The sequence below is a fragment of the Nocardia sp. JW2 genome (genome assembly GCF_051843015.1).
In the GTDB taxonomy this organism is placed as follows: domain Bacteria; phylum Actinomycetota; class Actinomycetes; order Mycobacteriales; family Mycobacteriaceae; genus Nocardia; species Nocardia coubleae.
In genome coordinates this window covers 18457-38713 of the sequence record NZ_JBPXLK010000022.1, presented here as the reverse complement: position 1 = coordinate 38713, position 20257 = coordinate 18457, and the positions used below count along the sequence as shown (strand labels likewise).

At 68.7% G+C, this 20257-nt stretch carries 12 protein-coding genes; 11 read left to right on the top strand and 1 reads right to left on the bottom strand.

Annotation, left to right across the window (positions count from 1 at the left end; all coding sequences use genetic code 11):
• The first annotated feature begins 145 nt into the window (after positions 1-145).
• From ACSVDM_RS24770 to ACSVDM_RS24740, 7 genes are read left to right on the top strand one after another with little or no spacing between them, the layout of a single operon-like run.
• Positions 146-1144 carry a FecCD family ABC transporter permease gene (locus tag ACSVDM_RS24770; protein ID WP_439268285.1) on the top strand — a complete coding sequence of 333 codons (999 nt, stop codon included), beginning with the start codon at positions 146-148 and terminating at the stop codon, positions 1142-1144.
• Positions 1141-2196 (top strand): FecCD family ABC transporter permease, encoded by a 1056-nt coding sequence (locus ACSVDM_RS24765; protein WP_439268283.1) that lies wholly within the window; start codon positions 1141-1143, stop codon positions 2194-2196. The genes ACSVDM_RS24770 and ACSVDM_RS24765 overlap by 4 nt, the downstream gene beginning before the upstream one ends.
• 8 nt (positions 2197-2204) lie before the next feature.
• Positions 2205-3017 (top strand): ABC transporter ATP-binding protein, encoded by an 813-nt coding sequence (locus ACSVDM_RS24760; protein ID WP_439268281.1) that lies wholly within the window; start codon positions 2205-2207, stop codon positions 3015-3017.
• A gap of 22 nt (positions 3018-3039) precedes the next feature.
• Positions 3040-4035 (top strand): ABC transporter substrate-binding protein, encoded by a 996-nt coding sequence (locus tag ACSVDM_RS24755; RefSeq protein ID WP_439268279.1) that lies wholly within the window; start codon positions 3040-3042, stop codon positions 4033-4035.
• Positions 4032-5264: an enterobactin transporter EntS gene (entS, locus tag ACSVDM_RS24750; RefSeq protein ID WP_181697520.1), complete on the top strand. Its 1233-nt coding sequence runs from the start codon at positions 4032-4034 to the stop codon at positions 5262-5264. The genes ACSVDM_RS24755 and entS overlap by 4 nt, the downstream gene beginning before the upstream one ends.
• Complete coding sequence (locus tag ACSVDM_RS24745) at positions 5248-6087, top strand: siderophore-interacting protein (RefSeq protein WP_439268276.1); 840 nt, start codon at positions 5248-5250, stop codon at positions 6085-6087. Before entS ends, ACSVDM_RS24745 begins: the two co-directional genes overlap by 17 nt.
• A 2-nt stretch (positions 6088-6089) precedes the next feature.
• On the top strand, positions 6090-6305 hold the full coding sequence (locus tag ACSVDM_RS24740; RefSeq protein ID WP_067641464.1) for a phosphopantetheine-binding protein: 216 nt from the start codon (positions 6090-6092) through the stop codon (positions 6303-6305).
• A gap of 211 nt (positions 6306-6516) precedes the next feature.
• Here the strand turns inward: ACSVDM_RS24740 and ACSVDM_RS24735 are convergent, their stop codons facing one another.
• Complete coding sequence (locus tag ACSVDM_RS24735; protein ID WP_439268274.1) at positions 6517-8172, bottom strand: (2,3-dihydroxybenzoyl)adenylate synthase; 1656 nt, start codon at positions 8170-8172, stop codon at positions 6517-6519.
• Between the two features lie 86 nt (positions 8173-8258).
• Between ACSVDM_RS24735 and ACSVDM_RS24730 the strand changes: the two genes are divergently transcribed.
• The 4 genes from ACSVDM_RS24730 (at position 8259) to ACSVDM_RS24715 (ending at position 20223) form a co-directional block, all read left to right on the top strand.
• The gene (locus tag ACSVDM_RS24730; protein WP_439268272.1) at positions 8259-9128 is read left to right on the top strand and encodes an SDR family oxidoreductase; all 870 of its coding nucleotides are present in this window, start codon (positions 8259-8261) and stop codon (positions 9126-9128) included.
• Positions 9125-10297: an isochorismate synthase gene (locus ACSVDM_RS24725; RefSeq protein WP_439268270.1), complete on the top strand. Its 1173-nt coding sequence runs from the start codon at positions 9125-9127 to the stop codon at positions 10295-10297. The genes ACSVDM_RS24730 and ACSVDM_RS24725 overlap by 4 nt, the downstream gene beginning before the upstream one ends.
• Before the next feature lie 29 nt (positions 10298-10326).
• On the top strand, positions 10327-10983 hold the full coding sequence (locus tag ACSVDM_RS24720) for an isochorismatase family protein (protein WP_067490608.1): 657 nt from the start codon (positions 10327-10329) through the stop codon (positions 10981-10983).
• Between the two features lie 123 nt (positions 10984-11106).
• A complete protein-coding gene (locus ACSVDM_RS24715) occupies positions 11107-20223 on the top strand; it encodes an amino acid adenylation domain-containing protein (protein WP_439268268.1) in 9117 nt (3038 codons plus the stop codon).
• The last annotated feature ends 34 nt before the right edge of the window (positions 20224-20257 follow it).

Below are 20257 nucleotides of genomic sequence, written 5' to 3'. Positions count from 1 at the left end.
TCGCACCGATCTTGAACAGCTCGGACTGTAGACAGGTTAGGCTCACCTATCAAGACCTTGCCCTAGCTAACTTTGAATAAGCCTAGGCTCACCTAAACATGAGCTACCCTCCTCGTGACACGGTTCCATATGAGAGAGATCCCTGATGAGAAGTCTGCGCTGGTTCGGCTGGTTGCTGACGGTGGCGCTGCTGACCGCGGCCTGTCTGCTGAGCCTGCTGGTCGGCACGAAATCGATTCCGGTCGGCGAGGTCTGGCAGGCGCTGACCAGCGCCGCGACCACTCCCGACCACGTCACCGTCACCGAATACCGGCTGCCGCGAACGGTTCTCGGGCTGCTCGCCGGGCTGGCGCTCGGCGTCGCGGGCTGCCTGATGCAGGGACTCACCCGTAACCCGCTCGCCGACCCGGGACTGCTCGGCGTGAATGCCGGTGCCGCGTTCGCGATCACGGTCGCGGTCGGTTTGCTCGGTGTGGAGGAGATCACGTCCTACGTCTGGTTCGGCTTCGCCGGCGCCGCGCTGGTGTCGGTGGTCGTGTACCGGCTCGGCACCGCGGGGCACACCGGTACCGATCCGATCCGGCTCACCCTGGCCGGAGTTGCCGCCACCGCCGTCCTCGGCGGTCTCACGCGCGGCCTCATCCTGCTCGATCCCAAGGCTTTCGACGAGATGCGGCGCTGGGACGCCGGTTCCCTCACGGGGCGTGGCTTCGACATCATCGCCGGTGCCGCGCCGTTCATCGTGGTCGGGCTGCTGATCGCCGCCGTCTGCGCGCGGTCGCTCAATGCCGTTGCGCTCGGTGATGATCTGGCCCGGTCGCTCGGCGTGCACGTCAACCGCACACGGCTGCTCACCGCGCTGGCTTTGGTGCTGTTGTGCGGTACCGCGACGGCCGCGGTGGGCCCGATCGCCTTCGTCGGTCTCGCGGTTCCGCACATCGCCCGCTGGCTGGTCGGTCCCGATCAGCGCTGGATCTTCGCGTACTCGCTGGTGTTGGCACCGCTGCTCGTTCTCACCGCGGATGTGCTGGGCCGCATCATCATTCGCCCCGACGAAGTCCCTGCCGGGCTGGTCACGGCATTCCTCGGCGCACCTATGCTGATCTGGCTGGCACGCCGTTCACGAGTGGGAGCTGCGGCATGAGCACGAGGATCGACTTCGGACGAGCAATGCTCGTGGTGCGTCCCGAGCGCACGGGTATCACGGCGCGGATCGGGGTGCGCACGGTTGCGGTGTGCGCGGTCCTCCTGGTGATCGCCATCGCGACCGCTGTATTCGCTTTGGGTAGCGGCGATTTCGAGATCCCCGCACCGCGTGTGCTGCGCGCCCTGTTCATCGGTGACGAACCCTTCGATCGGCTGGTGGTTTTCGACTGGCGGCTGCCGCGCATCCTGCTGGCGCTCGCCCTCGGTGCGGCGCTCGGTGTGAGTGGCGCGATCCTGCAGTCGGTCACCCGCAATCCCCTTGGCAGCCCCGACATCATCGGGTTCAGCACCGGCGCCTACACCGGCGCGCTCCTGGTGATCCTGACCCTCGGCGGCGGGAGTTTCCAGACGGCGGCGGGCGCGATGGTCGGTGGCCTCGGTGCGGCGCTGGTCATCCACCTGCTCGCCTTCCGGCACAACGTGACCGGGTTCCGCCTGATCATCGTCGGTATCGGTGTGAGTGCGATGCTCGCCTCGGTCAACACCTGGTTGATCATGCGGGCGGATCTCGACGCGGCGATGTCGGCGGCGGCCTGGGGTGCGGGTTCGCTCAACGGGTTGTCGTGGCCGCAGATCGCGCCGACCATGATCGTGCTCGCCGTGCTGGCGGTGGCCCTGATCCCGGCCGCGCCGCGTCTGCAGATCCTCGAACTCGGCGACGACACCGCCCGCGCCCTCGGACTCGACGCGGGCAAGGCCACCGGCTGGCTGATCGCGCTCAGTGTCGGATTCACCTCCCTGGCAACAGCTGTGGCCGGGCCGATCGCCTTCGTCGCCTTGGCGGCGCCGCATCTGGCGCGCAAACTCACCCGCACCCCGTCGATCGCGCTGGTCCCGGCGGCGGTGATGGGCGCGACGCTGCTGGTCACCTGCGACTGGATCGCCCAGCACGCCTTCGCCCCGACCACCATTCCGGTCGGCATCGTCACCGGTTCGATCGGCGGCCTGTACCTGGCGTATCTGCTCGTCGCCGAAGCGCGACGGAAATAGGAAGCGACATGAACGACATTCACGCCGCGCGGTTGCGCGCCGACCAGGTCCGCCTCGGGTACAAGGGCCGAACGATCAGCGACCAACTGTCCGTGGACATCCCGGACGGCAAGTTCACCGTGATCATCGGCCCGAACGCCTGCGGCAAGTCCACGCTGCTGCGCGCACTGGCCCGACTGCTCGCCCCGGAATCCGGCAAGGTGCTGCTCGACGGCAAGCCGGTGACCGACTATCCGGCCAAGGAACTGGCTCGCCAGATCGGCCTGCTCCCCCAGACCTCCACCGCACCCGACGGCATCCGGGTGGCCGACCTCGTCGCACGCGGCCGCTACCCGCACCAGACGCTGCTGCGGCAATGGTCCAAGGCCGACGAGGAGGCGGTGGCGGCGGCGATGGCGGCCACCGGTGTCACCGAGCTGTCGGCCCGCCCGGTCGACGAACTGTCCGGCGGTCAACGGCAGCGGGTCTGGATCTCGATGGTGCTCGCCCAGCAGACACCCATCATCCTGCTCGACGAGCCGACCACCTTTCTCGACATCGCCTACCAGATCCAGCTGCTCGACCTGTGCCGCGCGCTCAACCGCGAATCGGAACGCACGGTCGTCGCCGTACTGCACGACCTCAATCACGCCTTCCGCTACGCCGACCACCTGATCGCCATGCGCGACGGGCGGATCGTCGCCACCGGCACCCCCGCCGACATCGTCACCGCGGACCTGGTCCACGAGGTGTTCTCGCTGCGCTGCCGCATCGTCGACGACCCGGAAACCGGGACGCCGCTGGTGATTCCGCTGGCCGAGAACGCCGCACCGGTGCACTGAAGAAATGAGGAAAACCCCGTCCATGTTCACCAACCGTTCCTCGGGCCGGCTTCGCGCCGCCCTCGTCGTCCCGGTTCTCGCGCTGGTCGCGGTGCTCGCCGGGTGCGGTGACTCGTCGTCGAACTCCGCCGATTCCGGCCCACGCGAGGTGCCGTCCGCGAAGGGCCCTGTCAAGGTGCCCGCCGATCCGCAGCGCATCGTCGTGCTCAACGGCAACCTGGCGGGTTACCTCTACGACCTCGAGGCGCCCGTCGTCGCGGCCGACCCGCGTCTGCTCGGGGTACCGACCAAGCCGGGCGAGTTCCCGACCGGCTGGGCCGAGGATGCCGAAGCCCAGGGAACACAGGCTGTTCCGTCCGGTGACAACATCAACCTCGAGTTCATCGCCGCCCAGCGTCCCGATCTGATCATCGGCGGTGGCCAGGGCTACCCCGGCCAGCAGTCGGTGAACGCCTACGACCAGCTCAGCGCCATCGCCCCGACCGTGCTGATGCCGACCGAGACGACCAACTGGCAGGACCAGCTGCGGTTCATCGCCGAGACCGTGGACAAGCCGGCCAATGTCGACACCTTGATCGCGAACTACCAGGCCAAGCTGTCCGAGGCCAAGAGCAAGATCAAGCCGCCCGTCGGCGCGACGACGGTGTTCCAGTCGATCAAGAGCCAGAAGCCGACCGTCTTCGTGCCGACCGCCGCGCTGCCCGCGCTGCTCGCCGAGGTCGGTTTCACGCTGGACACGCAGGTGGAGGCCAAGGCCGGTAACCCCGCCAAGGAGCAGAGCGCCGACTTCATCAGCTTCAGCCCGGAGCTGCTCAACACCGTGATCGATGCGCCGGTGCTGTTCACCATCCCGCTCAGCGGTGGCCGTTCGCTCGAGGAGCTGCGCGCCGATCCGCTCTACGCGTCGCTGCCGTCGTTCCAGGCGGGCAAGGTCTTCGAACTGCCCGCGACCAGCTCGCGTCCGGACTACCGCACCGTCATGGCGACACTCGATCTGCTCGTGGAACGTTTCCGGTGACGTCGGGACTGCTCATCGACCTCAGCCCGCTGCGGGCGTCGCGCCCCTTCCGGTGCGCGTTCGCGGCGCGGCTGGTGTCGGTGCTCGGCATCGGGTTGCTCATGGTCGCCCTGCCGCTGCAGATCTATCAGCTGACCGGCTCGAGCGTGCAGGTGGCCGGTGTCGCCACCACCACCGCGGTCGCGCTGTTCGCGGGCAGTCTCGCGGGCGGTGTGGTGGCCGACCGGTACGACCGGCGGACGGTGATCCAGTGGTCGCGCAGCGCGGCCGGTATCGGCTTCCTGATCCTCGGCGTGAATGCCGTTCTGCCCGAGCCGTTCCTGTCCGCCATCTATCTCGCGGCCGTCGTCGACGGTCTCGCGGGCGGGGTGAGCGGTTCGGCGCTGATGGCCATGGTCCCGGTGCTGGTCGGACGTGAAAAGGTCGCGGCCGCAGGCGCTCTCGTCTCGCTCACCACCGACCTCGGCACCATGATCACCCCCGCGTTCGCCGGTCTGCTCGTCGCGAAAACCGGTGTGGCCACGGCCTATTTCCTCTGTGCTCTGGCGACCACCGCCACCGTCGGGCTGATCACCGCGATCGGCCCGTCGCCACCACCGCAACGCGACCTGGAGAACCCGGTGCGTGAGCTGGTGGCCGGTATCGCGTTCGCGGTGCGGCACGAGTCCATCCGGCTCATTCTGCTCACCGGGCTGATCGGGATGCTCGTCAGCGGCCCGCTGGTGCTGCTGCCCGCCTTTGCCGATGTGGAACTCGACGCGGGACCGGGCACGCTCGGCCTGCTCTACGCGGCACCCGGCGCGGGTGCGGTGCTCGGCACGTTGACCAGCGGCTGGATGGGGCGCGCGCACACCGGTCGGGCGTTGCTGATCTCGCTCGGGCTGATGCCGATCGGCGTGATCGCGGCCGGACTGTGGTCGCACGCCGCGCTGGTATTCCTCGGCCTTGCCGGGTTCGGCCTGGCCAGAGCCGTGAACATGGTGCTGCGCTACACGATGCTGCAGCAAGCCGCACCCGACCACATGCGCGGACGGATGTCGGGCCTGCTGATGGTGCAGTCCGTCGCAGGCACCGCCGTCGGCTCCATGGTGGCCGGTTTCGTCGGCCAGACCTTCGAACCCGGACGCGCGCTCGTGCTCTACGGCGTCGCCGTCCTGGTACTCACCGGCCTGATGGCGCTCGTCGCCGGGCCACTGCACAGAAAGGAAAACGGTGAAGGATCGCAGTGACTACGCGGCGAACATCGCCGAGGTGCTCGCCGGGAACCATTACGCCAAGGTGCCGTACCCGATCGGCCTGCGGGAAGTGGAGGTGGTGCGGGTCGTGCCCGTCGGCGCGGCGCTGCTGCGGATCACCTTCGGCGGTCCGGACATCGCGAAGTTCCACAGCTATGTGCCGGACGAGCATGTGCGCCTGATCTTCCCGGGCGAGGACGGTGTGCTCCGGTTGCCGAAACTCGACGGCACGATGCTCGAGTGGGGCAATCCGCGGCCGATCTCGCGGGAGTACACGGTGCGCCGCCACAGCGTCGAGGACGGCGAACTCGACATCGATTTCGTCATCCACCCCGGCGGACTCGCCTCGGACTGGGCCGCCTCGGTGAGCCCGGGCACCAAGGTCCACATCGCCGGTCCGCCCGGTGGCGTCGTCATCCCGGAAACCTACGACGACTACCTGCTCGCCGGTGACATCACCGCGCTGCCCGCCATCGCCCGCTGGCTCGAGCGCATGCCGCGCGACACCACCGGCTGGGCCTTCATCGAGGTCGCCGGACCCGCCGAGGAGATCCCCCTCGATCCGCCCGCGGGCGTGACCGTGCGCTGGCTGCACCGGGGTGACGCGGCACCCGGCACGAGCGACATCCTCGAGCAGGCTGTCCGCGAGGTGAAAGTCGCTGCCGGACACCGGGTTTTCGCGTGGGTGGCCGGCGAGGCCGGGTGCCTGCGTGGTGTCCGCAAGATCATCCGCGACGACCTGGGCATCGGCCCCAAGGACTCGCTCATCGCCGGCTACTGGAAGCGCGGCGTCGCCGACTTCGATCGAGAGGAATGACCATGACCGACGAACAGGTGATCGCCGATGTGGCCACCGTACTGGGAGTCGAGGCGACCGAACTGAGCGCCGAGACCGATCTGCTCGACGCCGGACTCGATTCGGTGCGCATCATGTCGCTGGTGGAGAAATGGCGGTCGGCTGGTCATGCGGATATCGACTTTCCCACGCTCGCGGGCGAACCCGTGCTCGGGTCGTGGATCGAACTGCTGGCGTGAGCACCGGGGCGGCGCAACCCTTGCGCCGCCCCGGCTCCCCTGGCGCCGCCACCTCTGGCTGCCCTGCGCCGCCTCCGGGGGATCAACTCCCGCGCGACATTCTCGGCGCGCATGGTCGGCGTCCGAGGTGGTTCAGCTGCCGCGCGTCACGCCCGGCGGGAGTTTGCGCGCGCTCCACTCGTCGGCGGCGGCCGTTCTGCACCGGGCGAGATCAGTTCCCGTACGCACCCTCGGTGAGCAGTTGCCGCAGCTCCTTGCGGCTGGTCTTGCCGACGCCGGTCTCGGGGAACTCTTCGATCACGACCACCGCGTCGGGCATCTTCCATGCCGCGACGCCGCGCTCCCGCACGAACTTGCGCACGGCGGTCAGCGTCGGCCGCTGCTCCGGATCGGCGGGCTGCACGAAGGCGCAGATACGTTGTCCCAGCACCGGATCGGGCGTGCCGACGATCACGGCGTCGCGGATGCCGGGGTGCTCGAGCAGATGCGCTTCGAGCTCCTCGGCGGAAACCTTCTCGCCGCCGCGGTTCACCCAGTCGCCCGCGCGACCGGCGACCACGAGGTTGCCGTCGGGGCGGATCGACACGATGTCGCCCGTGCGGTACCAGCCGTCGGAGGTGAAGCTGCGGGCGTCGGCGTCGGGATTGTCGTAGTAGCCGCGAATCGTGTACGGGCCCTGCGTGATCAGGTTGCCCTGCTCGCCCGGGGCCACCTCGACGCCGTTGTCGTCGACGACCGCGATCTGGTCGAACTCCGACATCGGCCTGCCCTGGGTGCTCACCACCACGTCGATCGGGTCGTCGAGCCGGGTGTAGCAGACCAGGCCCTCGGCCATCCCGAACACCTGCTGCAGAGTGACGCCGAGTGCGGGACCGATCCGGCGCGCCAGCTCGTCCTGGCACCGAGCGCCACCCACCTGAAGTACCCGGAGGCTCGAAAGATCCGGCGTGTCACCGGCTTCGGCGCGCTCGGTCCACAGTCGCGCCAGGGGCGGGACCAGACCGGTGATGGTGACGCCGAACCGCTCGATCAGCGGGAAGGCCGTCGCCGGTGTGGGATCGGGGGTCATGGCCACCGCGCCGCCCGCCCACAACGCGCCGAGAATGCCCGGCGAGCTCATCGGGAAGTTGTGGGCCACGGGCAGCGTCGCGAGATACACAGCGTCGCTGTCGAGTTCGCAGATCTCGGCGCTACGGCGCACGCTGTAGAGGTAGTCGTCGTGGGTGCGGGCGATGAGCTTGGGGATACCGGTGCTGCCACCCGAGAGCTGCAGAAACGCCACGTCACCGGCCGAAGGACCCGGCAGTTCCACCGGCTCGTCCCGGAATTCGGCGATATCACGCGCACCCTCGGGCAGTTGCTGCCCCTCGTCGAGGACGAGCAGCACGTGCCGCAGGCTCGGCACGTTCTCCCGCACCGTCGCCGCGAGCGCCGCGTAGTCGAAGCGTTGATGGGTTCCGCAGGTGATGACGGCTGTCGCGGCGGCGGCCTCGGCGATCGGCACCAGCTCGGCGGCACGGTGCGCGGGCAGGCAGAACACCGGCAGGGCGCCCAGCTCGAAGAGCGCGAAGATCACCTCGACGAATTCGGCCCGGTTGGGCAGTTGCACCAGCACGCGATCGCCCGGCGTGATGCCGAGGCGGGCCAGGCCGGCGGCGAGCGAACGCGCGCGGTGACGGAGTTCGGCATAGGACCAGCTGTTGGCAGTGTCGAGGACCGCGAGCCGGTCCGGTGCGGCGGTGGCCCGTGCGGCGAGGACTTCGCCGAAAGTCTCTCCGGTCCAGAGGTTCTGGGCGCGATAGCGGTCGGCCAGGTCGGCGGGCCAGGGGGTGAAGCCGGCGAGGGCGGGTTCGGTCAAGTCGAGCACCTCTTTCGAGCAGGCGGTTCGGTGTTTCGGCCAAAAGTTATGAGGGAAGCTAACCAAATAATCGACAGTCAGGTTAGGCTAACCTCATGTTTAATGGTGATTCTCGCGGTCGGGTCGTCGTCGTGACCGGCGCGGCCGGGGGCATCGGCGCCGCGATCGCCGCGCGGTTCGCGGCCGAGGATCGGGTTGTCTCGTTGTGGGACCGCGATCCCGCGGTGCACGACACTGCCGCAGCCCTCGCTACCGCCGGCAACCGGGCTTCTCGTCCGAACACGCAGAGTTACAGCGCCACAGCAACTTCCGTTGCCTGCACGAGAGTGGGCACCGCGTCCGTGCACGGCGTCACCATCGACATCACCGATGCCGATGCGGTGCGCGCGGCGTTCGATCGCCTGACTTCCGAACACGGCCGCGTCGAGGTGCTGGCGCACGCCGCCGGGCTGATGGTAGGCGGGACAGCCCTCGAACTGGATGCGGACGACTGGGCACGATGCCTGACCGTCAACGCCACCGGAACCATGCTGGTCACCCAGCGCGCGGCCGCCGACATGGCCGCCGTCGGACGCGGATCCATCGTCGTGGTCACCTCCAACGCGGCGGCCACACCGAGAGTCGGTATGGCCGCGTACGGCGCCGCCAAGGCCGCCGCGACCGCGTTCACCAGGTCGCTTGCCCTACAGGTGGCGCCGCTGGGCGTGCGGGTCAACCTGGTCTCCCCTGGCTCCACCGACACAGCCATGCTGCGCGACATGTTCGGCGGCACACCGCTGGACGACGACGCCGAGACCGCGCTACTCGACGGTGATCCCGCCGCCTACCGGCTGGGGATCCCGTTGCGGCGCATCGCCACTCCCGCCGACATCGCGGGCGCAGTCCACTTTCTGGCGTCCGAAGACGCCCGCCACATCACCATGCACGACCTGCGGGTCGACGGTGGCGCGACGCTCGACATGTGACCGAGAGGATGATCCCCATCAGTACCGCCAGTTCAGACCCCGCTTTTGTGCTGTCCCGTCCGCAGCGGACCGTGTCCGCGAGCGCGGGCGGGACGGTTTTCCGCTCGGCACACGACGCGATCACCGCGCTGCGCAGTGGCCGGATCAGCCACATCGTCGGCGCACTCCCCTTCCGGCCCGGCGCACCGACAGCGTTGTGGGCACCGGAGTCGGTGACGATCACCGACGCGCCCTACGAACCCCGGATGCTCGAGCGCGAGTCGATGACCGATTCGCGGTCACTGCCGCAGTTCGCCTTCGACGCGGCGCTGCCCGCGCCGGACGAGCACCGCAGGCGCGTCGCCACCGCTGTCGAGCTGCTGGCCGACCCCGCCCATCCCCTGCGAAAGGTCGTGCTGGCACGGGCGATTCGGGCTCGCTCGGCGACTCCCGTTCGCGCGCTGGACATCCTCGACCTGATGGTCGCCTCGGACCCGATGTCGAACGGTTTCCTGGTCGACCTGTCGGCGGCGGGTGGCCGATATCCCGGCCGCCATCTCATCGGCTCCAGCCCCGAGATCCTGGTGCGCCGCGACGGGAACCGCGTCGTGAGCTATCCGCTGGCCGGCTCGGCCCGCCGGGTACTCGACGACGGCGATGCCGACCGGGTGGCCGCCGAGACGCTGCTCGCCTCGACCAAGGACCTGGCCGAACACCGCTTCGTCACCGATCAGGTGTCGGCCGTGCTGCGTGATCGCTGCGCCGAAGTGCACACTCCCGCACCGGAACTCATGTCCACCCCGGCGATGTGGCACATCGGTACGCCGATCACCGCCGCCGTCCCGCTGGCCGGCCCGTCGGCACTCGAGCTCGCCGTAGCGCTGCACCCCACTCCGGCGATCTGCGGCACACCCACCGCCGCGGCGGCCCGTCTCATCGCCGAACTCGAGGGCGAACGCGGTTTCTACGCGGGCGCTGTCGGCTGGTGCGATGCCGACGGCAACGGCGAATGGATGGTGAGCATCCGCTGCGCCGAGCTGTCCGAGCACGGCACCACGCTGCTCGCGCACGCGGGCGGCGGGATCGTCGCCGCCTCCGATCCGGCCGCCGAATTGGCCGAGACCACCGGCAAATTCCAGCGCATCCTCGCACCGCTCGGTATCGCGGATCTGCCCGTCACCGTTTGCTGAGCCGACTTCCGTTCGAACGAAAGACCGTCATGCCTATCCCCCCGATCGCGCCCTATCCGATGCCGGGCGTCGACGAGTTCACCGCCGACCAGGTCGACTGGACTGCCGAACCAGGGCGTTGCGCCCTGCTGATCCACGATATGCAGCAGTACTTCCTCGACGCCTACGACCTGCACCGCGATCCCGCCCGCACCCTGATCGCCAATATCGCCCTGTTGCGCGACCGCTGCCACGAGCTCGACATCCCGGTGATCTACACGATGCAACCCGGTAATCAGCACCCGTCGCGACGCGGCATTCTGGCCGACTTCTGGGGCAGCGGGATGGCCGAAGGCGCCGACACGCAGGTAATCAATGCCCTCGCGCCCGAACCACAGGACATCCAGGTGACCAAGTGGCGCTATTCGGCGTTCCAGCGCACCGACCTGCGTGAACTGCTCGGTTACTACCGGCGCGATCAGCTCCTGGTGACCGGCGTCTACACACACATGGGTTGCATGCTCAGCGCCGCCGAGGCATTCATGGGTGATGTGCGGCCCTTCCTCGTCCACGATGCGACGGCGGATTTCAGCCGCGACGAGCATGTGATGGCACTGAACTACGTCGCCCGGCGTTGCGGGGCGGTGGTCGGGACCTCGGAGCTGCTGCGTCAGCTGGATCCCGCACAGGTCGAAGCAGACGCCTGACCCGTCGGCGGACGCTCCGCCATTCGAACCAAGACAAACCTGACTCGCCTCGCGCGGCTGCCGGACTCTTCCCGAGTCCGGCAGCCGCGTGGGTGGGTGGAGAACTTTGACGAAGGAGTTGCTGTGGGCTCGGTGGAACGGGACGACGTGAGCGCCGAACATCCCGGATTACCGCTCACCGGAGCGCAATTGGGCATCTGGAACGCGCAGCGGCTCGACCCCGAGTCACTCAGTTACCTGGTCGGCGAGGTCCTCGAGATCTCGGGTAGCGAGCCGGTTGACGTGCCGTTGCTGGACAATGCGATTCGCCGGACCATCGCCGAAACCGACACGATGCGGCTGCGTTTCAGCGAGACGCCCGATGGCCCGCGCCAGCGGATCACCGACCTGGAACCGGAGCTGCGCCCACTCATCGATCTGCGCGCCGAAGCCGACCCGGTCGCCGCGGCGCACCGGCTCGTCGCCGCCGAACGCGAACGCGCCGCCGCCTATTGCCGCGACATGGTCGACCGGCAGCTCTACACCTACACACTGCTGCGCCTCACCGACAACGACGTGTGGTGCATCCAGCTCTATCACCACCTGATCATCGACGGCTACAGCGCGGCCATGGTGTCGCGCCGGGTCGCGGCCCACTACACCGCGCTGCGTCGCGGTACCGAGGCGCCGCGCCTGCGCTGGGGGTCGGTCGAGACGCTCGTGGCCGAGGACCTGGAATACCGGGCGAGCCAAGCACATCGGCAAGACCGCGAGTACTGGCGCGACCGGCTCACGCCACTGCCACCGCTGGACGGGCGCGGGCGGGCACCCGAGGGCGTGGTCGAGCAGACCCACGAGGTGCGCGCGGTCCTCGACGCCGACCTGATGGCTCGCGTCAAGACAGCGGCCACCGAAGCCGGTATCACGTGGGCCGACGTGCTCGTCGCCGGTTACGCGGGGTTCGTGCACCGGTTGCTCGGTGAGACCGATGTGGTCATCGCGCTGCCGGTGATGGCGCGCGTCGGCAAGACCGCCCTCACCACCCCATCGATGGCGGTCAACGTCCTGCCACTGCGAGTTTCGGTGTCCGGCCAGGACCGCCTGGGTGAACTGGGCAAGCGGGTGGCCGACGCACTGCGAGAGATGCGCGCCCACCAGCGTTTTCGCGGTGAGGACCTGGCCCGCGAATTCGGTGGGGCACAGACCGGTGCCCTGCTGCACGGCATCGGCGTCAACCTCAAGGCCTTCGACTTCGCCCTCGATTTCGACGGTGCCACCGGCACCCTGCGCAATGTGGCCGGTGGGCCGCCCGAAGACCTCGGCCTGACCGTCACCCCGCTGTCGGAGGACCGCGTGCAGCTCGGCTTCGAGGTCGACGCGCGGTCACTGGACGCGGCCACTGTGCGGCGGCGGATGGACGCGCTGGTCACACTGATCACTCAGCTGGTCGATGCCGACGAGCCGATCGGCACGATCACCCTGTACCCGGCTTCGCTCACGGCGCACATCGCCGTCGACCGCGCCGGTGCGGCCCTGCCCGTTCGTCCCGACGACGTCGTCGAGGTCTTCGACCGCATGGTCGCGGCCCAGCCCGACGACATCGTCCTCGTCGACGGCACCCACCGGCTCACCGCGGCGGAACTCGGCGCCCGCGTGCACCAGCTCGCGCGCTACCTGCGTGGCCGAGGCGTCGGCCCCGAGGACATAGTCGGCATCGCCCTCCCCCGCTCGGTCGACCTGGTGATCGCCCTCCTGGCGGTCCAACACGCAGGCGCGGCCTTCCTGATGCTCGACATCAACCACCCCGCCCAGCGCCTGGCAGACATCATCGACGACGCCGATCCTGTCCTGATCCTGACGGATGACATCGTCGCGCAAGCGGTCTTCACGGATCGGCGCACGACTGCCGGGGCCACGGACCTGACCTCCGACGTCGAAGCGACATCGGCCTCGCTGCGTACCACCGACGAGCAGGCGACCGACTCGCCTGCTGCGCCCCTCCCAGACGACGGCGAAGCTGACGCGGTGTTTGCAGCGCAGGGGCAAGCACCGTCCTCCTCTCCCGCCGTGACTGCCGCAGCGCAGCAGCCAGGCGTACCGCCTTCGACTCCCACCAGGACTAGGGCCGCAGCGCAAGCGGACGCCCTGTCCATGACTGGCGACGTGGTGAACCGCCATGTGGCAACGGGAATACTCCTGTTGTCGGACAACGGGGTTCGAGCAGCCATCACCAGCCTGCCGAGCGGGCCGCTGTCGACGGCTGAACTCGCCGCGCCTCGTTCGGCCGGACATCTCGCGTATGTCGTGTACACCTCGGGCTCCACTGGCAGGCCGAAGGGTGTGCAGATTTCGTGCGGCGCGATGGCTCAGCTGTTGCACCACCACCGGCGAACCGTCTACGCCGATACCGCCGGGCGAGTGGGCGGGCGGCAGCTGCATGTGGCGCACACCTATTCCTTCGCTTTCGATGCGGCCCTGGATCAGCTCTTGTGGCTGTGGTGCGGACACCGGGTCCATCTGTACGACACCGATATTCAGAAGGATGCGTCCGCGCAGGTAGCGGCGTTGCGGGCCGACCGCATCGATGTCGTCGACACCACTCCCTCGATGGCGACCGCGCTGATCGACAACGGGTTGCTCGGCAACGCGCATCGTCCGGAGCTGCTGCTGCTCGGTGGTGAGGCGACGCCACCTGCGTTGTGGTCGGCCATTGTTGCGTCGAAGGTGTTCGCCCGCAACATGTACGGGCCGACAGAGGCCACCGTCGACGCACTGAGTGCGCCGGTGACCGGTGCTGTGCCGAACGTCGGCGGACCGCTGGCAGGTACCCGTGCCTACCTGCTCGACGGCGCGTTGCAGCCGGTGCCCGACGGCGAGATCGGCGAGTTGTATTTAGCGGGGCCACAATTGGCTCGCGGTTACCTAGGGCGCATGGTGGTGACGGCGGAGCGGTTCGTCGCCGATCCGTTCGCCTCCGGGGAACGCATGTACCGCACCGGTGACCGGGCGCGCTGGCTCCCCGGCCACGGCTACGACTATCTCGGGCGCGCCGATTCTCAGATCAAGGTGCGCGGGTATCGCGTGGAACTGGGCGAGGTCGAAGCCTCGCTCGGCGCGCTGCCCGGCGTAGCCGCAGCGGCCGCCACCATCCGCAAGTCCGGCGACAGCACCCGACTGGTCGGCTACCTGGTCCCCGAGACCGGTCACACCCTCGACGCCGACCAGCTCCGACAGCTGCTGACCACCCTGGTCCCCGACCACCTCGTCCCCTCGGCCCTGGTGATCCTCGATGCCCTACCGACCACCGTCAACGGAAAACTCGACCGCGCCGCCCTCCCCGCACCCCAGCTGACCTCGACCGGCCGACCGCCCCGCACCGAACAGGAGCGGGCACTGTGCGGAATCGTCGCCGAGGTCCTGGGCGTGGCGCGGGTCAACGCGACCGACGACTTCTTCGGTCTCGGCGGCGACAGCATCACCGCGATCGGTGTGAGCAGCCGCCTCCGCGCCCTCGGCTGGGAAGTCCAACCGAAGAACCTCCTTGCCCAACGCGACCTGGCCACCATCGCCGCCACCGCCCAGATGGCCGAGGTACGCACCGGCGCACCGACCCCGGACGAACCGACCGGTGCCGTCCCGATCCCGCCCATGGTTGCGGCCCTTCTCGAGGCGAACGCGGACTCCCGCACCATCGCCGGCTACGCCCAATGGACAGCTCTGACCCTCCACGAAGACCTCACCGTCGACCACCTCACCACCGGCCTGCAAACCCTCCTCGACCGCCACGACACCCTCCGCCTCGTCCTCGACGAGTCCGGCACCGAGGCCCGGCTCGAAGTTGCCGCAGTAGGCACGGTGCGCGCATCCGATCTGGTCCGCGAGATCGTTCCCGGCGTGCCAGGGCATGGCGAGATGGCTGCGCTGATCGAGTCGGTGGCATTCGCGCTGGCAAAGGAATTGGCGCCCGCCGAGGGTGTCCAGATTCGTGCCGCGCTAGTACGTGGCGGGCATGGCGTCGCCGATCGGTTGGTGCTGGTTGCCAATCACCTGGTGGTAGACGGTGTTTCGTGGCGAATCCTGGTGCCCGAGCTGTATGAGGTCTGCTCCGCCGCGCAGGAAGAACGCCCCGCGCGACTTGCGGGGAAGGGAAGCTCGTGGCGGCGGTACGCCACGCTGCTCGCCGAGTCCGGTGTTGCGGGTGAGTACCGCTCGGAACTGGCGCACTGGGAGCGGGCGCTCGGCGACGCGAGCGTCGGACCCCTCGGAGAAAGGGCGCTCGATCCCGCTGTCGACCTTGTCGAGAGTGCCGAGAAGACAAGAACTTTCGCGACACCCGCGATCACCGAGGCCTTCCTCACGACCCTGCCGACCGCCTACCGAGCGAAGACCGACGACGTATTACTCGCCGCACTCATGCTCGCCCTCAACGCCTGGCGGCACGAGCGCGGCGAGGCGCTCGAGCCGGGCAGGCCGGTCACCGTCGAGGGGCACGGGCGCGAAGCCCTGCGCCCCGATACCGATTTCGCGGGTACCGTCGGCTGGTTCACCAGCGAGTTCCCGGTGTGGACGCCTGCGACCGGCATCGATGATCCCGCCGGACTCACCGAGGCCTTGTCCGGTGGCGCGGCGGCCGGACACCTGCTGCGCGCGGTCAAAGAGGCCAAGCGCGCCGTTCCCGGCAACGGCGTCGGCTACGGCGTGCTGCGCAGGCTCGACCCCGAGACCGCGCCGCGATTCGCCGGTCGCCGCGCACCGGAGGTGCTGCTCAACTACCTCGGCCGGTTCGGTGGCGGCGGGACTGCAGGTTGGAGCCTGCCCGAACACGACGCGTTCGCGGTGACGGAACCACCGGAGAAGGCACTCACCGAAGTGCTGGCGCTCAATGTCTTCGTCCACGAATCCACGCACGCCGGTGCGCCGCGCCTGGCCGTGGAGTGGACAGCCGCGAGCCGAATTCTCGGCGCCGACCAGGTCGCGGGTATCCAGCGGCACTTCGAGCTCGCACTGGAGGCGTTCGCCGCCCACGCGAGGCTGTACCCCGGCGGACTCACACCGTCGGACTGCCCCGGCGTGGTCGTCGACCAGGACACCATCGATGCGCTGGAGGACGCGCACGGCCCACTGGCCGAACTGCTCCCCCTCTCCCCGTTGCAGGAAGGTTTGCTGTTCCACGCGATTCGCGACGGCGCCGCCGATGTCTACACCCTGAGCGCCCGCGTAGACCTGCACGGTCCACTCGACGGCCCACGGTTGTCGGCGGCCTTCGACACCGTCGTCGGCAGACACCCGACCATGGCGGCCGCCTTCCACTACGAGGACCTCGACCAGCCGGTACAGGCGGTTCCACGTTCGGTCGGCATGCCCTGGCGTGAGGTCGACCTCTCAGATCTGCCGCTGCGCACCGCCGAGGCCGCAGCCGACCGCATCGAAGCCGAAGCGACCCGCCACCGGTTCGCGGTCGACCGCTCACCGATGTTGCGCGCCACGCTGATTCGCCTACCCGGTGATTCACACCGCCTGGTGCTCAACACCCATCACCTGGTCATCGACGGCTGGTCGACCCCGATAGTTCTGCGCGAAGTACTGGCCACCTACCACGGCGACGAACTCCCCCCGGCGCCCGCGTACAGCGACTATCTGACCTGGCTCGCCACCCGCGACCGCGACGCCGTGCGCACCGCCTGGTCTCGCCGACTGGCCGGGCTCGAGGCACCGACGCTGGTAACCGGGACGACCGTCGATGCCGCCCACACTCCCCGCGAATCCGAAACCGGTCAGCAGCAAATCGGACGCCCGTCATCGCCGGCCACCACACCGGCACTCGATCAGGGCACCACTTCCCGCGAGGTTCGGCAGTGGCAGGTTGCGCTCCCGGCATCGCTCGCAACCACACTGGCCGAGCTCGGCCGATGCCGCGGTCTCACGATGAACACCCTGGTGCAGGGCACCTGGGCGCTGGTGCTCGCCGCGCTCACCGGTCGCCTCGATGTCGTGTTCGGTGCGACCGTCTCCGGACGTCCTGCCGAGCTGCCCGGCGTAGCGGGCATGGTCGGCCTGTTCGCCAATACCGTGCCCGTCCGCTGCACCTTCGATCCGGCTCGTCCCTTGCTCGACCAGTGGGCCGACCTGCAGGAAAACCAGTTCGCCATGCAGGAGTTCGACTTCGCGAGCCTCGCGGAGATCGAACGCATCACCGGCCTCGGCACTCTCTTCGACACCCTGGTCGCCTTCGAGAACTTCCCCAACTCCGGCCCCGGACAACCAAACGCCCACGACCTACGTCTCGGCGAATTCCACAACCACGGCAACACCCATTACCCACTGACCCTGATCGCCCCGCCGGGCGACCACCTGACGCTGGTCATCTGGTACGACCGCAGCGTCATCCCCGACGCCACCCTCGCCCGGATCGCCGACCGAATCACCACCACGCTGACGGCGATCACGACGACCCCCGACACCCCCGCGACCCAGTTCATCGAGCCCCTCACTCCAACCGCCACACCCCCGGCCGCATCGGCACCACCCATCGCATCGCCACCAGAAGTCTTCGCCGAGCCAGTCGTCACAGCGCGGCCCACCGCAACAGCTGTCGACGGCACTCCAGCGACAGCCCGCGTCGACACTGACGCCCGATCTGCTGCTCCGCTCAACAATGGGGCCTTGCTCAGTCGCCCGATCGTGGCGGCTCCGAGCGGTACCACCCTGGCCGAGTGGGGCATCGCTGTCGATCCGACAGCCCCGGCGGTGACGGCGGACGGTGTCACGATCGACTTCGGCGAATTCGATGCCAGGGTGAATCGTCTCGCCCGGTGGCTCGTCTCGCGTGGTGTCGGTCCCGAGACCGTGGTCGCCGTCGCCATGCCGCGCACTATCGATTCCGTCGTCACGGCGCATGCGATCTGCCGTGCCGGCGGTGTCTATCTCCCGATAGACCCGGAACAGCCCGCAGAACGCGTCGAGAAGATTATCGATACCGCTGCTCCTGCAATGGTTCTGAGCTCGCTCGATGACATTCGCACGATGATCGACGAGCAATCGGACGACCGCGGGCAGGACGAATTCGCCGTTGCTCCGCTCACCGATGCGGACCGCCTCGCACCGCTGCGCCCGGCGAATACCGCCTGCCTCCTGTTCACCTCCGGCTCCACGGGTGTGCCCAAGGGGGTGAGCCTGTCGCACGCCGCGATCATCTCCACTTTCGAATGGCTGCAGCGCGAAGTCGGGTTCGGTCCGGGCGACACCATGCTCTACCGCACCCCGCCGATCTTCGACGCCTCGCTCATGGAGATGTTCCTGCCGCTGCACGTCGGCGCCCGGATCGTGCTGACCCGCCCCGGCGGCCACCGCGACCCCTACTACCAGGCACAACTCATGAGCGCGGAGCGAGTCACGGCGATGTGGATGACGACCTCCATGCTCACCGTGCTCGCCGAAGAGGCCGACCTCTCGGGATGCGCGGACCTTCGCTGCGTCCTCACCGGCGGTGAAGTGCTGCCACCGGCGACGGCACAGCGGATGCGCGCACTCACCGGCACCGCTGTGTACAACTTCTACGGTCCCACCGAGGCCGCGATCGGCTTCACCTTCCACGAGACCGTCGACGCCGACACCGCGTCGGTCCCCGTCGGTGCACCCGCCGATACCGTCCGCATCCTCGACGACCAGCTGCAACCCGTGCCCGAGGGCACCGTCGGTGAGCTCTACATGACCGGAGTGCGGTTGGCGCGCGGCTATCTGGCCCGCCCCGACCTGACCGCCGCGGCCTTCGTCGCCGACCCGTTCGGCAGCGGCGAAAGGATGTACCGCACAGGTGATCTGGTGAAACTGAACCCGGACGGCGAACTCGACTACATCGGCCGCACCGACAGCCAGGTGAAGTTGCGCGGCCAGCGCATCGAACTGGGCGATATCGAATCGGCCATGCTCACGTGCCCCGGCGTGGCCCATGCGGTGGTGCAGCTGCGTGAGGACACACCAGGCGATCAGCGGCTGGTCGCCTATCTCATGGCGAAGTCCGGAATCACGCTCGACACAGATGCGGTCCGCGACCAGCTCCGAACCAAGTTGCCCGCCTACATGATTCCCGCCGCCGTCGTCGTACTGAATCACATCCCTCGCACGGCGACGGAGAAGATCGATCGCCGGGCGCTCCCAGCGCCGGAGTCACGCACCCCGGAAGGTGACACCCCCGTACCCGCCGAGGCCACGGCTACCGAGACACCTCTCGACGCTGTCACCGACGACAAGCTCGTCCGCCGCTCGGCCCAGCTCGTCGATAGAACCCACGACGAGAATGTCGACACCATTCGCGCGGCAATGGCAGCTGTTCTCTCGGTCCCCGACATCGACACAGACGACGACTTCTTCGACAAGGGCGGCCACTCACTGCTCGCCGTGCGGCTGGTCGGCAGACTCACCCGCGCGGACCTACCCGTGGTCCTCGACGACGTCTTCACCGCCTCGACCCCCCGCAAGCTCGCAGCCCGCATCGGCGCGGCAGACCCCGCCACACCCCCGAAGGACGGCCTCGCCGGCCTGGGCCGCCGCCTCGACCCGGTCCTGGAACTGCGCGCCGAGGGCTCGGTCCCGCCGCTGTTCTGTGTCCACCAAATCGGCGGCACCGCATGGAAATACGCTCCCCTGGCGAGGCTGCTGCGGGCCGAACGACCCATCATCGGCCTACAGATGCCCCACCTCACCGAGCCGACCACCCGGATCCGCACCCTCGACGACCTGGCGCGCTACTACCTGGCCGCCGTCCGCCGCATCCAACCGCACGGCCCGTACCACTTCCTCGGCTATTCGCTGGGCGGCAATCTCGCCCACGCCATGGCCGCCATCCTCGAAGCCGAGGGTGAGCAGGTCGCCTATGTGGGTCTGCTCGACTCGCACCCGTTGTCGAACCTGACCGAGCGGGCCACCGCGACCCTGGCGGATCCCTCCGGGATGGCCGCACTCGTACCCGAAATCGACGAGTACCCAGCCGAATTGGCAGCCGTGGTGACACACGCCGCGACCGAACTGCTGCGCATGGTCACCGAGTCGCAGTCCCCCTCCTACAGCGGCCCGATGGCCCTGTACTGCGCGGACAACGGCCTCGAACCCGAGCGCGTGCACGCCCAGCTCACCGGCTGGCGGGCCGCGGGCGCCCAGCTGGTGGTCCGGCGACTGCCCTACACCCACAACGAGATCGCGATGCCGACCGGCTGGATCGAGGTCGCCGCGCTCATCGACGCGGATCCCGCCATCCGCACCTGAACTTCCACCTGGATAGAAAGAAGGAACAACTCCT